Genomic DNA, 20,934 nt, shown 5'->3' with positions numbered 1-20,934 from the left:
AGCTCATCCCTTTTTCTATTGTCTTCAAGCCCGGCGATTATAGCTTCTTCAAAATCGCGTCTGATGCCTCTTCGATTAAATCAAGCACCAGTTCAAAGCCATCTTCTCCACCATAATATGGATCAGGGACTTCGTCGTAACCTGACCCAGAATGACTTAAAAATAACGATACTTTGTGTCGATACTTCAACGGACAAATATCCAATAAATCGGCCAAATTTGCTTTATCCGCGGCTAATATAAGGTCAAACTTGTCAAAGTCATCAATGGTGACTTGGCGCGCTTGCATTCCTTTAAAAGAATAACCTCGCAGCTTTCCTGCTGCCATCGCTCTTGAATCCGGTGGGTTTCCTGCGTGGTAGCCAATTGTACCTGCCGAATCAACCTCTACTTCAACGCCTAGCTTTTGAGCTTTCGCTCTTAACACTGCTTCTCCGGTTGGTGACCGACAAATGTTTCCCATACAAACAACAAGTATTTTCTTCATTTTATTCCCTGAATTATCGGTGGTTTTTCTTCACGATATGTTGGTCTATCATAGCGAGATAAATCAATGAACCCAAATCAGCTTGGGCAAAGCACAAAAAGGAATTGAGGAAGTATTATGTCTATCGAAGAAAATAAAGAAGCACGCCATAAGGCTCGCCAACAAAAAGTCAAAGAACAGGTAGACGCAAAAATTGCTGCTGCTCAAGAGGAAAAAGGTCTGCTACTGATCATTACCGGAAATGGTAAAGGTAAATCGACATCAGGATTCGGTACGATAGCACGCGCAGTGGGTCATGGTTTGAATTGTGCTGTCGCGCAGTTTATTAAAGGTACTTGGGACAATGGTGAGCGCAACCTACTTGAGAAACTCGGCGTTGAATTCCAAGTAATGGCGACCGGCTTTACATGGGAAACTCAAAACAAAGCCGCTGATACCGAAGCAGCGCAAGGCATATGGCAAGAATGTAAGCGCATGCTCAAAGATGAATCTATCGATGTGGTTCTTTTTGACGAGCTGACGTACATGGTGAGCTACGGCTACATTGATTTAGACGAGGTCGTTGAAGCGCTGAACAACCGCCCTAAAATGCAGTCGGTTGTCATTACTGGTCGTGGCGCTCATCGCACTCTGATTGAAATGGCTGATACCGTTTCTGAAGTAAAGAATGTAAAGCATGCATTTGAGTCAGGCGTCAAAGCGCTGAAAGGTGTCGACTGGTAAAGCTCACCAGCAGAATTAAAAAAGGGTTGGCTAATGCCAACCCTTTTTGCTTTGGCTCGAATCTAATTGAATAGATTCTTTATCAAACCATCGACTGCTTCTTTGGTTTTTTCGTCTTTGATCTTGTCCGTTAGCTTCTCTACACCACGGTCAATTTCTTTCTGAGCTTTCTGCTTCAGAACATCATCAAATACGAGCTTGAATTTAGGATCCGCCCACTTACCAGACACATTGATCGGAATAGTAATGTCTTTCAACTCATCTATATCTTTGCCGCCTTGGCCTTCTAGGCTACCTACGACTGATGTGCTGATAGTAAAGTTAACAGTTTCATTGATGTAGTTTGCGGTGCCTTTACCACGAACACGGAGCAATGGAGACTGAGCTTGCATATTATCCGTTGATACGACACCTTTATTGAGCTTCAATGTCGCCGTCATCGCACTAAAATCTGTTTTCTTAACTTCATTGGTGCCTTCGACTTTTTGCCCTTTAAATTTCGCGTAGTTTTCACGAATCAATTGAGCAACGTTGATGCCATTTACCGCACCGTCAGCAAAATTGATAACAACCGTACCAGAAAGATTCTTCTTGATACCGGTAGGCGTGAGACTCTTACCGGTAACATTCACATCAATGTTACCTGTCCCTTCAAGCTTGTCGTTATCAGCGACATCAATAAGTAGCGGTTGAACTTTCACGCCTTTGATTGACTTTTTCACACTGTAAGTCGCTGGTGATTGGCGTGCATCTAACTTCGCTGTCGCTGAGATTGTGCCTTGGTACAGCTTCGAACTAAATGAAGTAAGCTCAAATACGCCACGATTTACAGTGAAGCTTGCTTTTACCGCTTCCATCTTCGCGTTTGCCGCTTTGAATTTGTCGATGGTAATATCACCCTTTACATCTAACGTTTTCAACGCAGACAAATCAGGCTCAACCTCAGGTCCGGCTGGTGCACTCTCGCCATCAGAAGCAGGCTTATTACCTTCGGCAGCTTGCTTATCTAACCCTAAGAACTCATCAAGATCGATATTTGGGCTATGGAGAGCAAAGCGTACTTTAGGAATATCACCGAGTGTCACACCAGCCTTACCATCTAAGGCGATAGCATTCGCTGTTAACTTCTCTAGGACAAAACTCAGGTGGTTTTTCGTCAGGTCGAAAGACAGATCAGACACCATGTCGACTTTCATAGGTGACTGAGGTAATGCATCACCCTCAAAAGTCGATTTAAGAGTTAACTTATCCAACTGCACTTTGCTGATAGCCTTGTCTACACCAAGTTGACCAGCACCCTGCATATCTAACTTCATACCACCAGCGTCGCCCTTCAAGGCATAAGTCAGGTTATTTACTTTATCGAATTCAAATGTATCTAAACCGATCGTTGCCGATTCAATCTTATTGGCAGGGTCAGTGTATGTCGCATCGAAGTTGATGTTCTTTAGCGCGTAGTTTGCCAAACCTTTTTCTAGCTTAAAGTCGGCCTGACCTTTCGCGGTGAACTTTTGGTCATTCATTTCGCCCTTCACGCCAAAATCAGCCGTTGTCCAGTTGTCAAAAGCGAATTCGGAAAGGTTTAATGAGATATCATAAAGTTTGGTGTAACTACCGGCTTGCTTATCCTGCATTTCTAATGAGCCATTAGAAACCGTAACACCAGCAAGATTAATGCTCCAATCAGAGCCAGAAGGCTGCGTTTCACCATTTTGCGTAGGCGCAGTATCGCTCGCTTGCTCTGCTTGTTGTGTTTGGGCTTTCGTCAATGCATCAATATTCTTGCTGCCATCTTTCTTGGTTTCGATATAGAACTCAGCCCCATCAAGCGTGACGTTTCCAATTTCAAGCTGTTGACTAAAAAGTGGCATGACAGAGATATCTACACCAACGGTATCAACTTTGAATAAATTGGGTTTACTAAAGCCTTGTGGGTTTCGCAATTCTGTATGTCCCAACTCAAAGCCGATCGATGGGAAAAATTGCCAACTGATATCTCCTTCAATCACTAGTTCTAAACCGGTTTGCTTTTGCGCTTGCTCAACAATAAGGGGCTTAAACTGGTTAGGATTGACGAAGATGGTTAACGCTAAAATTGCGACCAAAATGACCACAATCGGTATTGCTAGAATTAAGAGCAGTTTCTTCATTTGTTTTTCCTTGCTCGAGTGTTTTTACAATTATAAGCGCAGACTCCATTTACCGCTGACAGTTCCACAAAAGCGTGAAAAATGTCTGGTTTTAACCTGCAACTGACTAATTTAAAAACAAAAAAAGAAGTGGCACTTAAGGTGCCACTTCTTCTCTTAAAAATAAAGCAATATAGCCGTCTAAAGGCTTAAGCTTTCAAAAGTCTTGCAATGTGAGCTTTTAATACATCGATTGCGATACGGTTTTTACCACCGCGAGGAACAATAATGTCCGCATATTGCTTAGAAGGTTCGATAAACTGCATGAACATCGGACGTACTGTTTGTTGATACTGCTTGAGAACAGATTCCATAGTTCGGCCTCGTTCTTCCACGTCACGCTTAACACGACGAAGCAAGCAAATATCTAACGGTGTATCCATAAATACTGTAGCGTGCATCAAATCACGAAGACGAGGGTCAGTAAGAAGAAGGATACCTTCTAGAATGATCACCTTTTTAGGCGTCATTGTGGTCGTGTTACTTGTTCTTGTGTGTTCAGTGTAGCTGTACTCAGGTACTTCTACTGCTTCACCACGTACCAATTTTTCAAGGTGCTCACACAGTAGGTCGTGGTCCAACGCACTCGGGTGATCGTAGTTCGTCTTTACTCGCTCTTCCATGCTTAGGTGGCTTTGGTCGTTGTAGTAGCAATCTTCCGTGATGACACCGATTTGATGATCGCCTACTTTCGCGCGAAGCTCATTATAAATAGTGCTCGCGATCAGACTTTTTCCAGAAGCAGAAGCGCCAGCAATACCTACGATGACGCATTGATTATTATCAGACATTAGTTTGCACCCGATGATGATTTCTAGTCACATAAAAAGATAAACTGCCTGATTATAGGGAGTTCACCCCATAGTTACTAGCTGGAATTAGGGTTTAGTCATAAGTTTCTGCCTGCTCAGAGGATTAACCTCCGAGCAAACGTTAAAATGTGCAATTATCAACCAATAGGCATAGTAAACTTAGTTCACCATTGTAAAGCTAATCGCATCTGGTTTTGCTTTGCCTTGCCAAAACATCGTGCTACATACGCGATCGGCAAGCTGCTTGTAATACCCTGCATGCTCACTTTCTGGGCGCCTTGCTACTGTTGGCACGCCAGCGTCAATATCTTCTCGCATAGAGATATGAAGCGGAATTTGTCCTAGCAGTGCTAAGCCAAACTCTTGCGACATTTTTTCTGCACCACCCATGCCAAAAATATGCTCTTTCGCGCCACATTGACTACAAATGTGATAACTCATGTTTTCCACAACACCGATAACCGGGACATGGACTTTGTTAAACATTGCCGCTCCCTTTCTTGCATCGGCAAGCGCCAAGTCTTGCGGTGTCGTGACTAACACACTACCTGTCACCGGAATCTGTTGTGACAACGTCAACTGTATATCACCCGTGCCTGGCGGCATATCAATCACCAAATAATCTAAATCGGGCCAGTCTGTTTCCGTTAATAACTGCGACAACGCTTTTGAAGCCATTGGACCGCGCCATATTGCCGCTTCTGATTTGTCCACTAAATAGCCGATAGAGTGAGTATAGATGCCGTGAGCGAAAATGGGCTCCATCCACTTACCATCACGAACTTCTGGTTTTGCATCTTCTTGCCCTAACATCATAGGGACGGAAGGTCCGTAGATATCCGCATCCAACAATCCCACTTTCGCCCCAGATTGAGCAATCGCCAACGCTAAGTTAACCGCAGTCGTTGATTTACCGACCCCACCTTTCGCAGAACTAACGGCAATGATGTTCTTAACACCTTTAACCGAGTTAGCCACTTGAGTTTCTAATGCTTTAACTCCAAGGCGAATATTAAATGGGAATTCAGCCACTTTAACCGAGGCTTGCTGCTGTTTGATCCAGTCATGCAATACGGTTTGGAGCTCATTACTTGCGAATGGCAACGTTATCTCAACAGAACCTTGTGCCGTAATCGAAATTGCGCCATGAATATCTGCCCAATTTTCCACCAACTGTGGATGCTGGAATTGGTTAAACCAGTGACAAAAATCTTGTTTTGAAGTGAACTGATGCATAAGTCCTCCTTTTAGATGTCATGCTAACACCGTCCTGCCTCAACCAGAACCCCAAAAAAACTAAGGCATTCCGCAGTTTGACACCTTGGAGTTAGTGAGTTCATGGGGTAGTATTATCCATCAAAATTTATTTATACCTATCAAGAAAAGCGAATATTAAGTATGGCAAACGATCCAAGAAACTTTCCGTCAAGGAAAATGCTGGTAACTTGTGCCCTTCCGTACGCTAACGGTTCGATCCACCTTGGTCATATGCTTGAGCATATCCAAGCGGACATTTGGGTTCGTTACCAACGCCTACGCGGCAACACTGTAAACTTCATCTGTGCTGACGATGCTCATGGCACGCCAATCATGCTTAAAGCGCAACAGATGGGTATTACTCCTGAAGAAATGATTGCCGCAGTTAGCGAAGAGCACCAGAAAGACTTTGCTGGCTTTGATATCAGCTTTGATAACTATCACAGCACACACTCAGATGAGAACCGTGAGCTAGCGTCACACATTTATCTTGAGCTGAAGAAAAACGGTTTCATTTCTAGCCGCACAATTTCTCAGTTGTTCGACCCAGAAAAAGAGATGTTCCTACCGGACCGTTTCGTAAAAGGTACGTGTCCAAAATGTAAGTCAGAAGACCAGTACGGTGACAACTGTGACAACTGTGGTGAGACTTACAGCCCAACAGAACTGATCAATCCTAAATCTGCGGTTTCTGGTGCGACGCCAGTAATGAAAGATTCTGAGCACTTCTTCTTCGACCTACCTCAGTTTGAAAGCATGCTAAAAGAGTGGACTCGCTCTGGCTCGCTACAAGCTGAAACAGCGAACAAAATGCAAGAATGGTTCGAATCTGGTTTGCAGCAATGGGATATCTCACGTGATGCGCCATACTTTGGCTTCGAAATCCCAGGAGAGAAGAACAAATTCTTCTACGTATGGCTAGACGCACCTATCGGCTACATGGGCTCTTTCAAAAACCTATGTGACAAGCGCGACGACCTAGATTTCGACGAATACTGGAAGAAAGACAGCTCAGCAGAACTGTACCACTTCATCGGTAAAGACATCGTTTACTTCCACAGCCTATTCTGGCCAGCAATGCTAGAAGGTTCTGGCTTCCGTAAACCAAACAACGTATTCGTACACGGCTACGTAACGGTAAACGGTGCGAAAATGTCGAAGTCTAAAGGTACTTTCGTAAAAGCAAGCACTTACCTAGAGCACCTAGACCCTGAGTGTCTACGTTACTACTACGCGGCGAAGCTAAACAGCCGTATCGACGATCTAGATCTTAACCTTGAGGACTTCACTCAGCGTGTAAACGCTGACGTTGTTAACAAGATCGTTAACCTAGCATCGCGTAACGCAGGCTTCATCGCAAAACGTTTTGAAGGCAAACTGTCTGACAACTTTGCAGAGCCTGAGCTTTACAACGAATTTTTTGCTGCGGCTGACCGTATTGCTGAGCTTTACGAAACACGTGAATTTGGTCGTGCAATCCGTGAAATCACTGCACTGGCAGACAAAGCTAACCAATACGTTGATGAAAAAGCACCGTGGGTTGTAGCAAAAGAAGAAGGCAAAGATCAGGAGCTACAAGACATCTGTTCTGTCGGTATCAACCTGTTCCGTGTACTGATGACTTACCTGAAACCAGTAATGCCTGCGCTAGCTGCACGTACTGAAGCATTCCTAAACCAAGAGCTGACTTGGGAAAACATCGCTGCGCCACTCACAGGCCACGAGATCACTAAGTTCAAAGCACTCTTCAACCGTATCGATCCGAAGAATGTTGAAGCGATGATCGAAGCATCTAAAGAAGATGCGGCGGCAGAAATGGCGGCGAAAGAGAAAGCAGAAGCGGAAAAGAACAAGGCTAGCCAAACTGAGCTAGACAAAGAGCCAATCGCTGAAGAGATTGAGTTCGACGCTTTTGCAGCAGTAGATATGCGTATCGCTCGTATCATCTCTTGTGAAGAAGTGCCAAAAGCAAACAAACTGCTTAAGTTCCAACTGGACATCGGTGGTGAAACTCGTCAAGTGTTCTCTGGCATCAAGTCAGCGTACAAACCTGAAGAGCTAGAAGGCAAACTAACGGTAATGGTAGCAAACCTAAAACCTCGTAAGATGAAGTTTGGTATGTCAGAAGGCATGATCCTAGCAGCGGGCCCTGGTGGTAGCGACTTATGGATTCTTGAGCCGCACGAAGGCGCTCAACCTGGCATGCGCGTAATGTAAGTCGCATTCCAAATATAACACTATAAAATCCCTGCCAATTTGGAAGGGATTTTTGATCATATTCACAACTTTGGTGAATCCATGCACCAATAACGACCGCCCCAAAAGAACATTCAACATAACCAGTTGTTTTAATTTAATTTTTGTTTGGCATCAAAACTGCAAACCTTCCTTGCTAGGTCCAAACACTAACAAGGAGTTGGTTATGTTTGTTTTGATTTCCACATTATTATCTATCGCTATTTTAGCCGGAATATATCACTTATCTTCTAAACGAGAGCAGCAACACGCGCGTAAATATCAGCTGTTAACATTATTGCGAGATGTTGTTCATCTGCTGAGACGCCATCGAGCCGCGACGCACTACTCACTTCAATTTCAACAAAATAACGAACAAGAATTAGAAGTCCTTCATAACGACCTCAGCAACAAACTGCATCTTTTGGTCGAAACCTCACGCTTTGAAAATAAACCCATGTATCGCGTGCTGCAGATCAAAGTAGGAACACTGCTTGAACAATGGAACGATCACAGTGTTGCAAGGAACCAGATGGAGCATGGTAAGTTAATTCGTCATTGCTTGTTCTTGATGGATGAAGTCACGATTGCTTGGTTAGCGGTAGAACAACGAGATGATCTACATAATGAGTACCACATGAACTGGCAAAACATCATGGATAGCTTAGAAACCCTGACTCAATTGAGAATTAGCATTCAAGACTTGGGAGAGCAAGGGGGGAATGAGCGTTTCAAAAATTACGCATCGGTTATGACACGTAAGCTAAATCAATTAGCAGTTATCGCTCCGCTTAGTATCGTTTCTCCTGCTTCCACACGCTCAATACAAACATTAAATAGCTATGTGACAGGAAGTCATATCGATTTAACAGAAGTAGAGCTTTATGGAGTCACATCAGACTTATCGTTGACCATCTTCAATACTTACGACCACGTCCTTTCAGACATCGTTGAAGCATTGTATCTACCGTTGCCCAAACTCTCTGTAGCAAGATAAGCTCTATACAGTGCCGTGCCAATTGTCACAACAGGAACGTAACTGGTATCTATAGGTAAAAACAAAAAAACCGCAGACCTTAGGTTCTGCGGTTTTTCATTCATCTAACTTCTTAGCGCTTAGCTGTCATCTTCTGTGAAGTTCGTTGGTAATTGCTTTTTCATCTCGTTCCAGATTAGCGCACTTTCCATACCATAGTGACGAATCACAACTGGCAGTTGTTCACGCTGACCACTTTCACAAGTTTCTAGCAACTGATGGTAAAACTTCAGCGCTAGCTCACGAGAAGCTGGGTTTGAGAAGTAATAGCTACCAACGCGATCATAGAGCTTCTTCAAGCCATTAAAAATCAAACCGTAAATCTGATTCCCTGAATGGAATGCTAGGCGTTGGAACAACATGTAGTCGTAAAAGTTGAACGTTTTAGCAATCAAGATTTCTTGACGCTTCGCTTCATCTTTCTCGTTGTCTTCTTTCACGTTCTGTAAGACTTTCTCAGCATAAGGTGAAGAAGCGATGAAATCGTCCCAAGAAGCAGCATTCATTAAAGCTTCACAAGATTCAATTACATTCTTGATCGTGCGCTCAGAGTTCTCTTTATTTGCTTTAAATGCATAACGCATAAAGATAGGGCTGATGTTGGTACGTGCTGCAAGCAAATCTTCTACAATGTTTGTTGCGTTATCTACGTCCAACGTCATCAACGTATCCAAAATATGCAGACCAGAGGTCTCCATAAATTGGTTTACCTTCGTTGGTTTACCGTGTTGGATTGTTAACCAACCATCACGGGCTAGTCGTTGAAGAACCTCTCGTAAAGTCGTTCGAGTAACACCAATTAGCTCAGACAGCTCGCGTTCAGCAGGTAAAATAGAGCCAGGAGGAAAACGGCCGTTCCAAATGCTCTCGATAATATATTTTTCTGCGAATCCCGCAGGGCTTTTCGCCTTTATGACCATTCTACTTTTTATCCAATATTGATTTCTGAGGGTCGATACTACTCATCATACCACTACTTAACGGTTTGAGAAAATTTACGATCAATAATTGAAACGATTCCACAATATAGAGTTAATACTCTATATGTTATGTCAATCTAGGACGGTCTGACGTGCGAGTGAAAGCGGTAAAATCTGAATTTTCGTTTAATTAAACAGCTCACAAATTGCGGAGAAATAAAGACAACTGCGTCACAATTTTATATTCAAAATATGAAAAATTACTTTGTATATCACAGTTAATATTCTTTCTTAATTTGCCTTTTCTCGTCACTGACCGTCATTTAAAATCCAAGAGGATTTTTTTGAGCCTTTCATGATATAGTAACGCCGTTTTGATCGCGTTATTACATTTAAAAAGTCATTTTAGTCGGTAGCATCACGTTTTGTTATTGACTAATAAATGCCTGAGTGTAGAGTTTGCGGTCGAAAGTGAGCGGTGCTTGAGTTCAGGGGAAGTAACTTGGCAAGACTGCAATAAACAAAGGATTGTTGTTTTACTAAGTTATTGTTTTAAAAGACTAGTTAATAAGTCTAACAAACAGATACTTAAGCACTATTGTAGTGTCTATTCATAATTTTGTTATAAAGAGAATTATCATGCCGATATCGCTCGGAAACGCTTTTATCAAGAACTTTCTTGGTAAAGCGCCTGATTGGTACAAAGTTGCCATTATAGCCTTCTTAATAATTAACCCGATTGTATTCTTCCTAATAAACCCATTTGTTGCTGGGTGGTTGCTGGTTGCTGAATTTATTTTCACGCTTGCAATGGCATTAAAATGCTACCCATTACAACCTGGTGGTTTACTTGCTATTGAAGCCATCGCTATCGGCATGACTAGCCCTGCGCAAGTTAAGCACGAGTTGGTGGCAAATATTGAAGTATTACTGCTTCTGGTATTTATGGTTGCGGGCATCTACTTCATGAAGCATTTATTGCTGTTCATTTTTACCAAAATTTTACTTGGTATTCGCTCCAAAACCCTTCTATCACTTGCGTTTTGCTTTGCCGCTGCATTTTTATCTGCGTTTTTGGATGCTTTGACGGTTATCGCCGTTGTTATCAGTGTTGCGATCGGTTTCTACTCTATCTACCACAAAGTGGCTTCAGGTAACCCGATTGGTGACCATGACCACACACAAGATGACACGATCACTGAGCTAACGCGTGATGACTTAGAAAACTACCGCGCCTTTTTACGCTCATTGTTGATGCACGCTGGTGTAGGTACTGCGTTAGGTGGCGTAACCACTATGGTGGGTGAACCTCAGAACTTAATTATTGCAGACCAAGCGGGTTGGTTATTTGGTGAATTCCTAATCCGTATGTCTCCAGTGACGCTACCCGTATTTTTCTGCGGTCTCATCACTTGTGCTCTAGTCGAAAAGCTTAAAGTGTTTGGCTACGGTGCAAAACTTCCTAACAACGTTCGTCAAATCCTCGTTGACTTTGACAATGAAGAACGCAAAACGCGTACCAATCAAGACGTTGCAAAGCTATGGGTTCAAGGGCTTATTGCCGTTTGGTTGATCGTGGCATTAGCCTTGCACTTGGCGGCGGTAGGCTTAATTGGTCTTTCAGTGATCATCTTAGCGACGGCTTTCACTGGCGTCATTGAAGAGCATTCCATGGGTAAAGCGTTTGAAGAGGCTCTGCCTTTCACTGCACTACTTGCGGTATTTTTCTCTATCGTTGCGGTAATCATCGACCAAGAGTTGTTTAAACCAGTTATCGACGCGGTGCTTGCCGTTGAAGATAAAGGCACTCAGTTAGCTCTGTTCTATGTCGCGAATGGCTTACTATCAATGGTGTCGGATAACGTATTCGTCGGTACGGTTTACATCAATGAAGTAAAAACAGCACTCATTGAAGGTCTCATTACTCGCGAGCAGTTCGACTTACTGGCAGTTGCTATCAACACTGGTACTAACCTACCATCTGTTGCTACGCCAAACGGTCAAGCGGCATTCCTATTCCTACTCACCTCGGCTCTCGCTCCATTAATTCGTCTGTCTTACGGTCGAATGGTTATCATGGCGCTGCCTTACACTATCGTTCTTGCGATTGTCGGGCTAATGGGCATTATGTTCTTCCTAGAGCCAGCAACGGCTTCTTTCTACGATGCAGGCTGGATTTTACCTCATAGTGGTGATCTGACTCCCGTAGTCTCCGGCGGTCACTAAAATTTGAGTTGATTAGGAAACTTATCCACGTTAAAAAGCTCTGAGTATTCAGAGCTTTTTCTATTTCAGACAGGAACAAAAACGTGACTATTTTAAATTCACTTAACCAGTTTTCGAAGGGACGCTTATCGTGGCTGCTGCTTCTGCTATTCGTCGTTTTCTTTGAAGCATGTGCCCTCTATTTTCAGCACGTCATGATGCTTGCACCATGTGTAATGTGTATCTACGAACGAGTCGCGATGATGGGAGTGGGTGTCGCTGCAATCGTTGGTCTTATGGCACCAAATAACCCAGTTTTCCGTTGGCTAGGTTTGATTGGCTGGGGATTAAGCTCTTACAAAGGACTGTTGCTTGCTCAGCAGCACGTTGATTATCAGTTTAACCCATCACCATTCGCGACTTGTGATTTATTCGTAACATTCCCTAGTTGGGCTCCGCTTAATCAGTGGGTTCCTTGGATGTTCGAGGCATACGGCGATTGCTCGAAGATTGTTTGGCAATTCCTCGATTTATCAATGCCACAATGGTTAGTAGTTATTTTCGCGGGCAATTTAATTGCTTTAGCATTCATTGTGATCGCACAATTCTTCCCAGCAAGACGCACTAATCCGATTCGTTAATCCTTCAGAGAAATGATAACGAAAAAAGCCGACCAGATGGTCGGCTTTTTACTGAGTAAACATCGCGGCTATTTAACTTAACCACGTTAACTCAACCACGTGATTGACCACAACACTGCTTGAACTTTTTGCCGCTCTCACAAGGACAAGGATCATTGCGCCCGATACCTTTGAATGGGTTTAGGCTTTGAGCCTTATTGCCTACCATCAACTCATCCGCACCTAACGCCACTTCACCGACCATCAAATCAAGCTGGTCGACCAAATCTGCAAGAGCTGGAGGCGTTTCAATACCGGCGTCGCGCATCTGTTGCTGCGTTGCCGACTCATCGATAGCCAGCATCAAAGTGGTCAGTAATGCTTGTAGCATACGCTGCAATCCATCATTGAGCTCAACGTCTTGCCATTGTTCTTCAATCATTGGCCAAACAGACATAAAGCCTTCGGAAAAATCAGCAAGTTGCTCAGGCTCTTTGCCTGTTAGCTCTAACACTGAATATTCGTTTCGTTGAATTCGGTTGTGCTGCTTGTGAATTTGCTCTTCTACTGCCGGTTGAATCGCTTTGAATCCTTCACCTAATAGCGGCTCTAACCACTTTTCAGGAGCGAGTGGCTTTGTCGTCAGATTCGCAGCGAGCACTGCGCCTTCGATAAATAGGCAAGATTCATCGATGTGAATTTCGCCTTTCTCAATCAATGTGTATTGCATGACATCTGGTTTCCCATAAATTTGGCGGCATTATACCTCAGAGCATAAAAGCACGTAACCGGGAGTTGCGAGTTTGACTGTATTGAGTGCTTTGAGTCTTTTAATGACAAACTTAGCTTACATCGCTACAATCGCCCTCCTTTTTATCACCAAACTGTATTAGGCAAACTATGCGAGTTGTACTAGGCCCAATGGAAGGCGTTTTAGACCATTTGATGCGCCAAATCCTGACCGAGATAAACGACTATGACCTATGTGTTACGGAATTTGTTCGAGTCATCGACCAGTTATTGCCCGATCATGTATTTCACCGTTTATGCCCGGAGCTGTTGCAAGGTTCTCAAACCGCATCAGGTGTGCCAGTACATGTGCAATTATTAGGACAAGAACCAAACTGGATGGCTGAGAACGCAATTAAAGCGGCGAGCCTAGGCGCCAGAGGCATCGACATAAATTTTGGTTGCCCAGCCAAAATGGTCAATAAAAGTAAGGGCGGTGCTGCTCTACTTCAGCATCCTGAGCTAATTCACCGTGTGGTAAAAGCTTGTCGAGAAGCCGTTCCAGAGGCAATCCCCGTAACTGCAAAAATTCGTCTTGGCTGGGAAAACCCTGAAGATTGCTTTGAAATTGTTGATGCCATTCAATCTGCTGGTGCAAATGAACTCACCGTTCACGCTCGGACTAAGCAGGGTGGTTACAAAGCGTCTGAGATAAAATGGGATTACATCAACCAAATTCGCGAACGTTTTGATATTCCGCTTATTGCGAATGGCGAAATTTGGAATTATGAAGATGGTCAACGTTGCATTGAAACGACTGGCGTTGACTCTTTGATGGTGTGCCGCGGCGCTTTCAATATCCCTAACTTGGGCAACGTGGTAAAACACAACCACCAGCCAATGTCATGGCCCGAGGTGGTTGAGCTACTGATCTACTACTCCAAGTTTGAGATGAAAGGCGACAAAGGTTTGTACTATCCAAACCGCGTAAAACAATGGTTCTCTTACTTACGTCAGGCCTATCCTGAAGCAAAAGATCTATTCAGAGAAATCCGAACGTTTAACAAAGCCGCGCCGATTGTTGAGCATATTCAACGTTATCGTGATGAATTAAATTCTCAGGTTGCATAAAACCTGAGCATTGCAAAGGGCGAACTGCTCGCCCTTTAAGCGCTTAGATCTTCGTAGCAAATCTTATTTTTGCCTGTACTCTTGGCTTGATATAACTTTTCATCTGCCGCTTTAAATAACTCATCAAAGCTTTCCACTCGGTTCTCTTTACTGAACACCACACCGCCAGAGATCGTAAAACCTTCTTTAGTCACGCGTCTCGAGCGTTCGTCTATGGCTTTTTTTACCCGCTCTAGAATTAGCTTAATGCCTTCCGAGTCTTCGTCGTAAATCGCCAACACGAACTCTTCGCCACCAAATCTTGAGGCGACATCTGTGTGGCGAATATTTTCACGTATACATTTTGCAACTAGCTGAATCGCAGAATCGCCGACATCATGACCATAGGTATCATTGATCTTCTTGAAGTTATCAATATCGAACACTGCTAGTGCAACCTGTTTTTTCGTCATCTTATTGCGCCACACGGTTTGCATTCCTCGACGGTTCAACAAGCTCGTCATCGGATCTCTGGCGGCGAGATCTTTAAAATAACGTCGTTCACTATGCATATTCACATAGAACAATACGACTGTGCTCAAAACGTAAATAGAGATCGCAACAATAAGGCTGTATTTTTCGAACACCGCTAGGTTCTTAGCTTCATCCCAAAGGTTGTACTCGTAATACATGCTGTGATTCGCACTCAATCGCTCTAACTCGACTGGTTTGATACGTGTACTGTTTGAAGGAATGGATTGTAAATTGGAAACCAAATGAAACTTACCAACAAGACCTAGCGACGAAGCCATCAACGCATTGACATCAAAATCAATGGACAGCACACCTTGATGCCTCCCTTTTTCGTAAACAGGCACCGTCATACTAATGATTTGGCCTTCCATCGAATCCAACATCGGCCCAGGTCCGGCCAAGGTGATGTTCACTTTATCTTGTGCGGTTTTTTGCCAAAATGGGCGCGCTTTTAGCGTTGACCAAAGTTCTCTAGTGAAGTTTTTCGCGTACGTGTCAGGAGACGAAATGACGTAACCACGCTTATCGATGTAATGAATACCAACGATATGGGATTCAATATCGTGCAGAAAAGACAATGACGGCGCAAAACCCGCCTTTTGTTCAGCTAATTGGTTAATCGTTGAACCTTGCTGACATAAGCTTTCATCGCCCACAATCATGTAATCAAGATCAACCGCAGGTAACCCCTCACTGTAGACACTCTCTAGCAACAAGACGTCTATCGGCCAAATATAACAAAGCCCCTTTTTGACTAAAGAGTTGTGCTCTTCAGACAATGGGTTAGCGTAATTCGTATAGTTAGTAAAACTATAATCTAAGGCGGTGAGGACTTTAATACCACGGGACATGGCACGATCAATACGTGCATACTCAGAATCAATATAGCGATTGACCGCATCGTAGTAGTTTTTTGTCGTAACAAGCAAAACCACTACAAATAATGCGAGGGGAAAAAAGATGACAAATGAGAGACTAAATCGCCTTTGGTTAACCATTGAGTACCATGTATGTGAAAGGTAGATCGTCTCTTATCAAACAATGGGATTACGCTGTCTTATCAACTGGCAATGCGTAGTGCGCATCGCCAGATAATCAGATAACCAACAAATGTGTACGCATTGTAGGAGACTGTTTATATATTAAAGAAGTTTAATCAATATAGAATGTAGTGTCACTTCAGTTGCCACAATTTGAAGCTCTGTGCAGGTATATTGACAGAAAGATGACCCTTATAATCAATAAGTTCGCGTCCATCCAGAAGTGACGAAAGATGGGTAGCCTCCAAACCAAGTTGCCACAGAGGCAAGTCAATTGAACACTCATCGCCACTTAGATTCATCACAACAACGATCGCTTCACTTCCAAGTACGCGCGCATAAGCCAGCACATTGGTATCGCAATGCAGCCATTGAATACTACCAGACTGTAAAGACTTGTACTGTTTACGTATCGAAATCCATTGCTTGTAAATCGACAGCCATGCTGAGTTTTCGATTTCATTCCAAGGGAAACTGCGACGATTATCTGGGTCCAGCCCTCCCTCTAGTCCGACTTCACTCCCATAGTAAATACAAGGTGTACCGACGTATGTCATGAGCAGAGCAAGTGCGATGTTCATTTTACGCTTATCACCATCAACCAGTGTGATAAAACGAGCAGTATCATGACTATCGAGTTGATTTAGCTGCGATAGCTGATTCGAAAATGGAATTTTTGCTCTGGCTTCGTCCAACCATGCTTTAAACTCCAAACCATCAATGTTGATTGGTTCATACATAATATCTTGCTGCGCGATAAAAGCTCGAACTGGATGAGCAAAACCGTAGTAGTTCATCGCCCCATCCTCTTGATCACCTTGCAACCACTGCGTTGCTTCAAAAAAGTGCTCACCTAGCACATAGGCATTCGGATTGACTGACTTCGTCGCATGACGAAACGCTTCAACATAACGAGCATTGTTTTTTGCTCCCTCTCCTTCGCCAAGCATATGAATGACATCAAACCGCCAGCCATCAACCAAGTACGGTGGCTTCAGCCAATACTTGATGACAGACTCTTCACTTTGGTAGATATAGTCGCGCACTTGTTCATTTTCGAAGTTCAGAACCGGTAAGTTACCAATGCCTTTCCAACCGATATAATGATTGGTTTCGCCTTCGAAAAAGTAGTAATCGCGGAACTTTGAATGCGGATGACCATACGCCCCCTCTCCTTTTTGTTGGATATCAAACCAAGGATGATGCACTGACGTGTGGTTAAACACCGCGTCTAAGACAATCTTCATATTCTTACCACGAATCTTCTCACACAGTTCCGCAAACTGAGCATTGGTGCCAAACATAGGATCAACAGTGAAGTAATCCGTAGTGTCGTATTTGTGGTTACTTGGTGAAGAAAAAATCGGATTGAAGTAGAGCGCTGTTACGCCGAGCTGCTCAAGGTAATCCAACCTCTGCTCCACACCTTTGAGATCGCCGCCAAAAAACTCTCTTGCCCCGGTATTTTGGTGAGAGCCTACCGCGTCTCCCCACGATTTAATGATCGCTTCTGAATCATGCTGAACATAAGCTTTACGAATGTCAGATTCACTTTTACTAGCAGAAAAACGGTCAGGAAAGATTTGATAGAACACTTGCTCTTGGACCCAGCTTGGTGGTTGATGGTTTACATTCAACTTAAAGTGGAACTCTTTGGGTGGAATACGCTTTTGTACGCCTCGTGCATCGAGCCAGTATTGTTGTCCGTCTTTGAGAAGCTTAAACACATAATGTGTGACATCTCGATCTCGATTTGGTCGGAACGATGCTTCCCATAGTAACAATTCCCCAGCTGTTCCAATTTGAGCCATGTCGACCAGATATTCTTCATTGTCCGGCTCAAGACGCACATATACGGAATCAAAATCCAATGTCTCGGTTTTCAGTCTGACTGTGACTTGCTCTTGATTAAAAGCTAAACCATCAATAGTTTGACTATGAAAAATAAATGGCAGGTTCATTATGGGCACTCCTCGTCATCGGATATGCCACTATGTTATTGAAGAATGAGAGACAAGAAATCCTCCTTGCGAGTTGACATATCAGCCAATTTTCCCAAGGAGGATCACACTTAGTAGGCGTAGTAACTAGTAGGATACTGCTTAGTTCAACAAGAGACTGTCATCTGCAAGCTCTTCACCACGCACTTTGGAGAACATATCCAACAAGTCTGGTACTTGCATGTTAGCGCGCTGCTCTCCAGCCACATCTAGCACAATTTCACCTTGGTGAAGCATTACGGTCCTATCGCCACATGCTAATGCGTCTTTCATCGAATGCGTCACCATCATCACGGTTAAATCGAACTCATCGACAATACGCTTAGTTAAGTCGATAACAAACGCCGCCATACGGGGATCAAGCGCAGCCGTGTGTTCATCAAGCAGTAACAACTTACTCTCCGATAACGTCGCCATCACAAGGCTAACGGCTTGTCGTTGCCCACCAGACAGCAACCCAATGCTATCGCCCAAGCGGTCTTCTAAACCAAGCCCTAGGATGCTAATTCGCTCTTGGAACAGCTTGCGACGTTTAGTAGAGAGCGCCAACCCCCAGCTGCGTTTTTTACCACGCATGTACGCTAAAGCCATGTTCTCTTCTATCGTTAGCTCTCCACAAGTTCCGGCCAATGGATCTTGAAACACTCGTGCGCATTGCGTCGCACGCTGGGCAACCGTCTGCTTGGTGACGTCTTTGCCATCAATGATCACCTGACCACCTATCATCGGTGTCTCACCTGTCACCGCACCAAGCAACGTCGATTTTCCTGCGCCATTAGAACCAATCACGGTAAGAAATTGATGTTCTGGAACCTCTAAAGAGACACCTTTCAGTGCACGATTTTCCAAAATCGTCCCAGGGTTGAACGTGACTTGAATGTTATTAAGTTCAATCATAACGCCTCCCCAGAACCATTTTTTGATGCCGCTTGTTTAGCATCAGTAACGCGTTGTTTCGCTCTCATGCTCTGTTTTAGCTTTGGAGCAATAAGCGCCACAGCCACCAATACTGCGGTAACCAGGTTGAGGTCTGAAGCTTGTAAACCAAACATGCCAGAGCTCAAAGCGAAAGCCACTGCAAGACGATAAAGCACCGAACCGATGATGACAGCAAATACCGCAACCCAAATTTTTCGCCCGGGAATAAGGGTCTGGCCCAAAATCACAGCAGCCAAACCAACCACAATGGTGCCCACGCCAGAGGTCACATCTGCAAAGCTGTTCGTTTGTGCAAACAACGCGCCTGCGAATCCGACAAAACCGTTAGATAAAGCCAACCCAAAGTAGGTATAAAAACCAGTGCTCGCCCCTTGCGCAGAAACCATACGCGCATTAACGCCCGTGGCCCGTAAACCAAGACCAAAGTCGCTGTTCAGCAGGCGAATGACAAAGAAAGCGGACAAAAGAACTAAGACCCCAACAACCAGAGGACGAATGAACATCGGATCGCCCAAGGCTTCAAACGGCGTGAGAATCGTATCCTCTCCAAGCAACGCCATATTAGGTTTGCCCATAATACGAATATTGATTGAAAATGCCGCGATCATGGTAAGAATGGAAGCTAACAGGTGCAAAATACCACACCGAACAGCCAGAAAAGCGGTTACCCACCCCGTCATACTACCAGCTATCATCGCCATTATTGTCGCAAGCCAAGGATTAATACCTGCGACAATCGCCGTTGCAGCCACCGCAGCTCCCATTGGAAAGCTGCCATCCACACTCAAATCGGGAAAATCGAGAACACGGAACGTAAGATACACACCCAGAGCGACTAGGCCATAAATCAAGCCAATTTCGAGTGCGCCAAAAAAAGCAAATGCAGACATAACTGCTCCTTTCTGCATGCTCAGGCTGGCTAATACCAACCTGAACTTAAGACTTCTAACGTATACTCCCCTTCTTCTCTAGCAGAATGCTCTACACGAGAAATCCGGCGAGTATCAATTTTGGGGCAAGCCTCTACCAACCAACGTGACAGGCTTAACCCCAAAAAGCGTTACTTATTGCATGCTTGTCGCACGTTCAACCACAGAACTTGGCAGCTTGATACCGAGCTTAGATGCTGCGCTTTCATTAATTACAAGGTCAGAGCCCGTCGCGACTTTTACATCCAGCTTGCCTGGTTCTTGACCATCAAGAATCGCCGCCACGTAATCCGCGGTTTGTACACCAACCTGGTAGTAGTCAAAACCTAAGCCTGCAATTGCACCCTTTTCGACATACGACGTCGCGCCACCAAATACAGGTTTCTTCGCTTGATTCGCTGCCACAATCATCCCTTCAATCGCACTTGCAACTGTATTGTCTGTTGGGGCGTAAAGAATGTCTGATTTCGCTGCAATCGCTTGAGTCGCAGACTGAACATCAGCACTTTTTAGTGCGGTCGCTTCAACCACTTGTATGCCTTTTGCTTTTGCGCTTTCTTTTAGTAATTCAACTAAAGTCACGGCATTAGCTTCACCGGGATTAAATACAACCCCGATGCTTTTCACCTGAGGAAGAATTTCTTGGATGAGATCGACATGCTGAGCAACGGGTGAAAGATCAGACAGGCCAGTTACGTTTTTGCCTGGTTGTTCCATCGACTTAACCAATTTCGCACCAACCGGATCTGTTACCGCAGTAAAGACAACAGGAATAGAGCGAGTAGCCGACACCAAAGCTTGTGCCGAAGGTGTCGCGATGCCAACTAACACATCAGGATTTTCACCGACGTACTGACGGGCAATTTGCACCGCAATCGCTGGATTACCCTGTGCGGTCTTATAATCAAATTCTAGATTTTTGCCTTCTTCGTAGCCTTTCGCTTTCAAACCATCAAGCAATCCTTGGCGCGTCGCGTCTAACGCCGGGTGTTCGACAATTTGTGAAACTGCAACGGTTGCAGTGGCGGCCAGTACATTGGCAGAAGAGAAAATAGCAGTAGCAGATAGAACGGCAGTGGCTAATAAACGTTTCGTTTTCATCATAACTCCTTGATGTGACTTCGTCCTTGTTTCGCGAGCATTCAACATGAATATCGACTCGTGAATTC

17 protein-coding genes are annotated in these 20,934 nt (G+C 44.2%); 6 read left to right on the top strand and 11 right to left on the bottom strand.

The features are described from left to right. Nucleotides 1-37: 37 nt before the first annotated feature. Entirely contained in the window at nucleotides 38-487 is a 450-nt protein-coding gene (locus FKN16_RS13900) for a low molecular weight protein-tyrosine-phosphatase (protein ID WP_145473674.1), read from the bottom strand. A 117-nt stretch (nucleotides 488-604) separates the two neighbouring features. On the opposite strand from FKN16_RS13900, the gene cobO reads away from it, so the two are divergent. Further along, a complete protein-coding gene (gene cobO, locus FKN16_RS13895; protein WP_170902936.1) occupies nucleotides 605-1,210 on the top strand; it encodes a cob(I)yrinic acid a,c-diamide adenosyltransferase in 606 nt (201 codons plus the stop codon). 62 nt (nucleotides 1,211-1,272) lie between these two features. Here the strand turns inward: cobO and FKN16_RS13890 are convergent, their stop codons facing one another. The 3 genes from FKN16_RS13890 to apbC all read right to left on the bottom strand — a co-directional run bounded on the left by FKN16_RS13890 (nucleotide 1,273) and on the right by apbC (nucleotide 5,447). After that, nucleotides 1,273-3,360, bottom strand: coding sequence for an AsmA family protein (locus FKN16_RS13890; RefSeq protein ID WP_170902935.1), 2,088 nt, complete (start codon nucleotides 3,358-3,360; stop codon nucleotides 1,273-1,275). 188 nt (nucleotides 3,361-3,548) lie between these two features. After that, nucleotides 3,549-4,190, bottom strand: coding sequence for a uridine kinase (udk, locus tag FKN16_RS13885; RefSeq protein WP_005396962.1), 642 nt, complete (start codon nucleotides 4,188-4,190; stop codon nucleotides 3,549-3,551). A 180-nt stretch (nucleotides 4,191-4,370) separates the two neighbouring features. Further along, nucleotides 4,371-5,447: an iron-sulfur cluster carrier protein ApbC gene (gene apbC / locus FKN16_RS13880; RefSeq protein ID WP_170902934.1), complete on the bottom strand. Its 1,077-nt coding sequence runs from the start codon at nucleotides 5,445-5,447 to the stop codon at nucleotides 4,371-4,373. A 162-nt stretch (nucleotides 5,448-5,609) separates the two neighbouring features. On the opposite strand from apbC, the gene metG reads away from it, so the two are divergent. Then, nucleotides 5,610-7,685 carry a methionine--tRNA ligase gene (metG, locus tag FKN16_RS13875; protein ID WP_104971961.1) on the top strand — a complete coding sequence of 692 codons (2,076 nt, stop codon included), beginning with the start codon at nucleotides 5,610-5,612 and terminating at the stop codon, nucleotides 7,683-7,685. Nucleotides 7,686-7,890: 205 nt separating this feature from the next. Beyond that, nucleotides 7,891-8,700 carry a hypothetical protein gene (locus FKN16_RS13870; protein WP_170902933.1) on the top strand — a complete coding sequence of 270 codons (810 nt, stop codon included), beginning with the start codon at nucleotides 7,891-7,893 and terminating at the stop codon, nucleotides 8,698-8,700. A 119-nt stretch (nucleotides 8,701-8,819) separates the two neighbouring features. On the opposite strand, the gene fadR is transcribed toward FKN16_RS13870, so the two are convergent. Further along, nucleotides 8,820-9,659 (bottom strand): fatty acid metabolism transcriptional regulator FadR, encoded by an 840-nt coding sequence (fadR, locus tag FKN16_RS13865; protein ID WP_005396954.1) that lies wholly within the window; start codon nucleotides 9,657-9,659, stop codon nucleotides 8,820-8,822. 639 nt (nucleotides 9,660-10,298) lie between these two features. Between fadR and nhaB the strand changes: the two genes are divergently transcribed. Both nhaB and dsbB read left to right on the top strand, forming a co-directional pair. Further along, the gene (gene nhaB, locus FKN16_RS13860; protein WP_005396952.1) at nucleotides 10,299-11,885 is read left to right on the top strand and encodes a Na(+)/H(+) antiporter NhaB; all 1,587 of its coding nucleotides are present in this window, start codon (nucleotides 10,299-10,301) and stop codon (nucleotides 11,883-11,885) included. 83 nt (nucleotides 11,886-11,968) lie between these two features. Then, nucleotides 11,969-12,505 carry a disulfide bond formation protein DsbB gene (gene dsbB / locus FKN16_RS13855; RefSeq protein WP_170902932.1) on the top strand — a complete coding sequence of 179 codons (537 nt, stop codon included), beginning with the start codon at nucleotides 11,969-11,971 and terminating at the stop codon, nucleotides 12,503-12,505. Between the two features lie 91 nt (nucleotides 12,506-12,596). On the opposite strand, the gene FKN16_RS13850 is transcribed toward dsbB, so the two are convergent. Beyond that, nucleotides 12,597-13,214, bottom strand: coding sequence for an SEC-C metal-binding domain-containing protein (locus FKN16_RS13850; RefSeq protein ID WP_006742821.1), 618 nt, complete (start codon nucleotides 13,212-13,214; stop codon nucleotides 12,597-12,599). 170 nt (nucleotides 13,215-13,384) lie between these two features. On the opposite strand from FKN16_RS13850, the gene dusC reads away from it, so the two are divergent. Further along, nucleotides 13,385-14,344 carry a tRNA dihydrouridine(16) synthase DusC gene (dusC, locus tag FKN16_RS13845; RefSeq protein ID WP_104971964.1) on the top strand — a complete coding sequence of 320 codons (960 nt, stop codon included), beginning with the start codon at nucleotides 13,385-13,387 and terminating at the stop codon, nucleotides 14,342-14,344. Nucleotides 14,345-14,379: 35 nt separating this feature from the next. On the opposite strand, the gene FKN16_RS13840 is transcribed toward dusC, so the two are convergent. The 5 genes from FKN16_RS13840 to FKN16_RS13820 all read right to left on the bottom strand — a co-directional run bounded on the left by FKN16_RS13840 (nucleotide 14,380) and on the right by FKN16_RS13820 (nucleotide 20,866). Continuing rightward, entirely contained in the window at nucleotides 14,380-15,855 is a 1,476-nt protein-coding gene (locus FKN16_RS13840) for a GGDEF domain-containing protein (RefSeq protein WP_170902931.1), read from the bottom strand. Nucleotides 15,856-16,031: 176 nt separating this feature from the next. Then, complete coding sequence (gene malZ, locus FKN16_RS13835; protein ID WP_104971966.1) at nucleotides 16,032-17,858, bottom strand: maltodextrin glucosidase; 1,827 nt, start codon at nucleotides 17,856-17,858, stop codon at nucleotides 16,032-16,034. A 141-nt stretch (nucleotides 17,859-17,999) separates the two neighbouring features. After that, nucleotides 18,000-18,794 carry an ABC transporter ATP-binding protein gene (locus tag FKN16_RS13830; RefSeq protein WP_114323289.1) on the bottom strand — a complete coding sequence of 265 codons (795 nt, stop codon included), beginning with the start codon at nucleotides 18,792-18,794 and terminating at the stop codon, nucleotides 18,000-18,002. Then, a complete protein-coding gene (locus FKN16_RS13825; RefSeq protein WP_054574798.1) occupies nucleotides 18,791-19,726 on the bottom strand; it encodes an ABC transporter permease in 936 nt (311 codons plus the stop codon). Before FKN16_RS13825 ends, FKN16_RS13830 begins: the two co-directional genes overlap by 4 nt. 174 nt (nucleotides 19,727-19,900) lie before the next feature. Next, nucleotides 19,901-20,866 carry an ABC transporter substrate-binding protein gene (locus FKN16_RS13820; RefSeq protein ID WP_012841583.1) on the bottom strand — a complete coding sequence of 322 codons (966 nt, stop codon included), beginning with the start codon at nucleotides 20,864-20,866 and terminating at the stop codon, nucleotides 19,901-19,903. Nucleotides 20,867-20,934: the final 68 nt, after the last annotated feature.

Source organism: Vibrio sp. 11-4(1) (genome assembly GCF_013048625.1).
GTDB classification, from domain to species: Bacteria; Pseudomonadota; Gammaproteobacteria; order Enterobacterales; family Vibrionaceae; genus Vibrio; species Vibrio diabolicus.
Note: the sequence above shows the minus strand (reverse complement) of the source record. Positions and strands in the feature narration are given on the sequence as shown.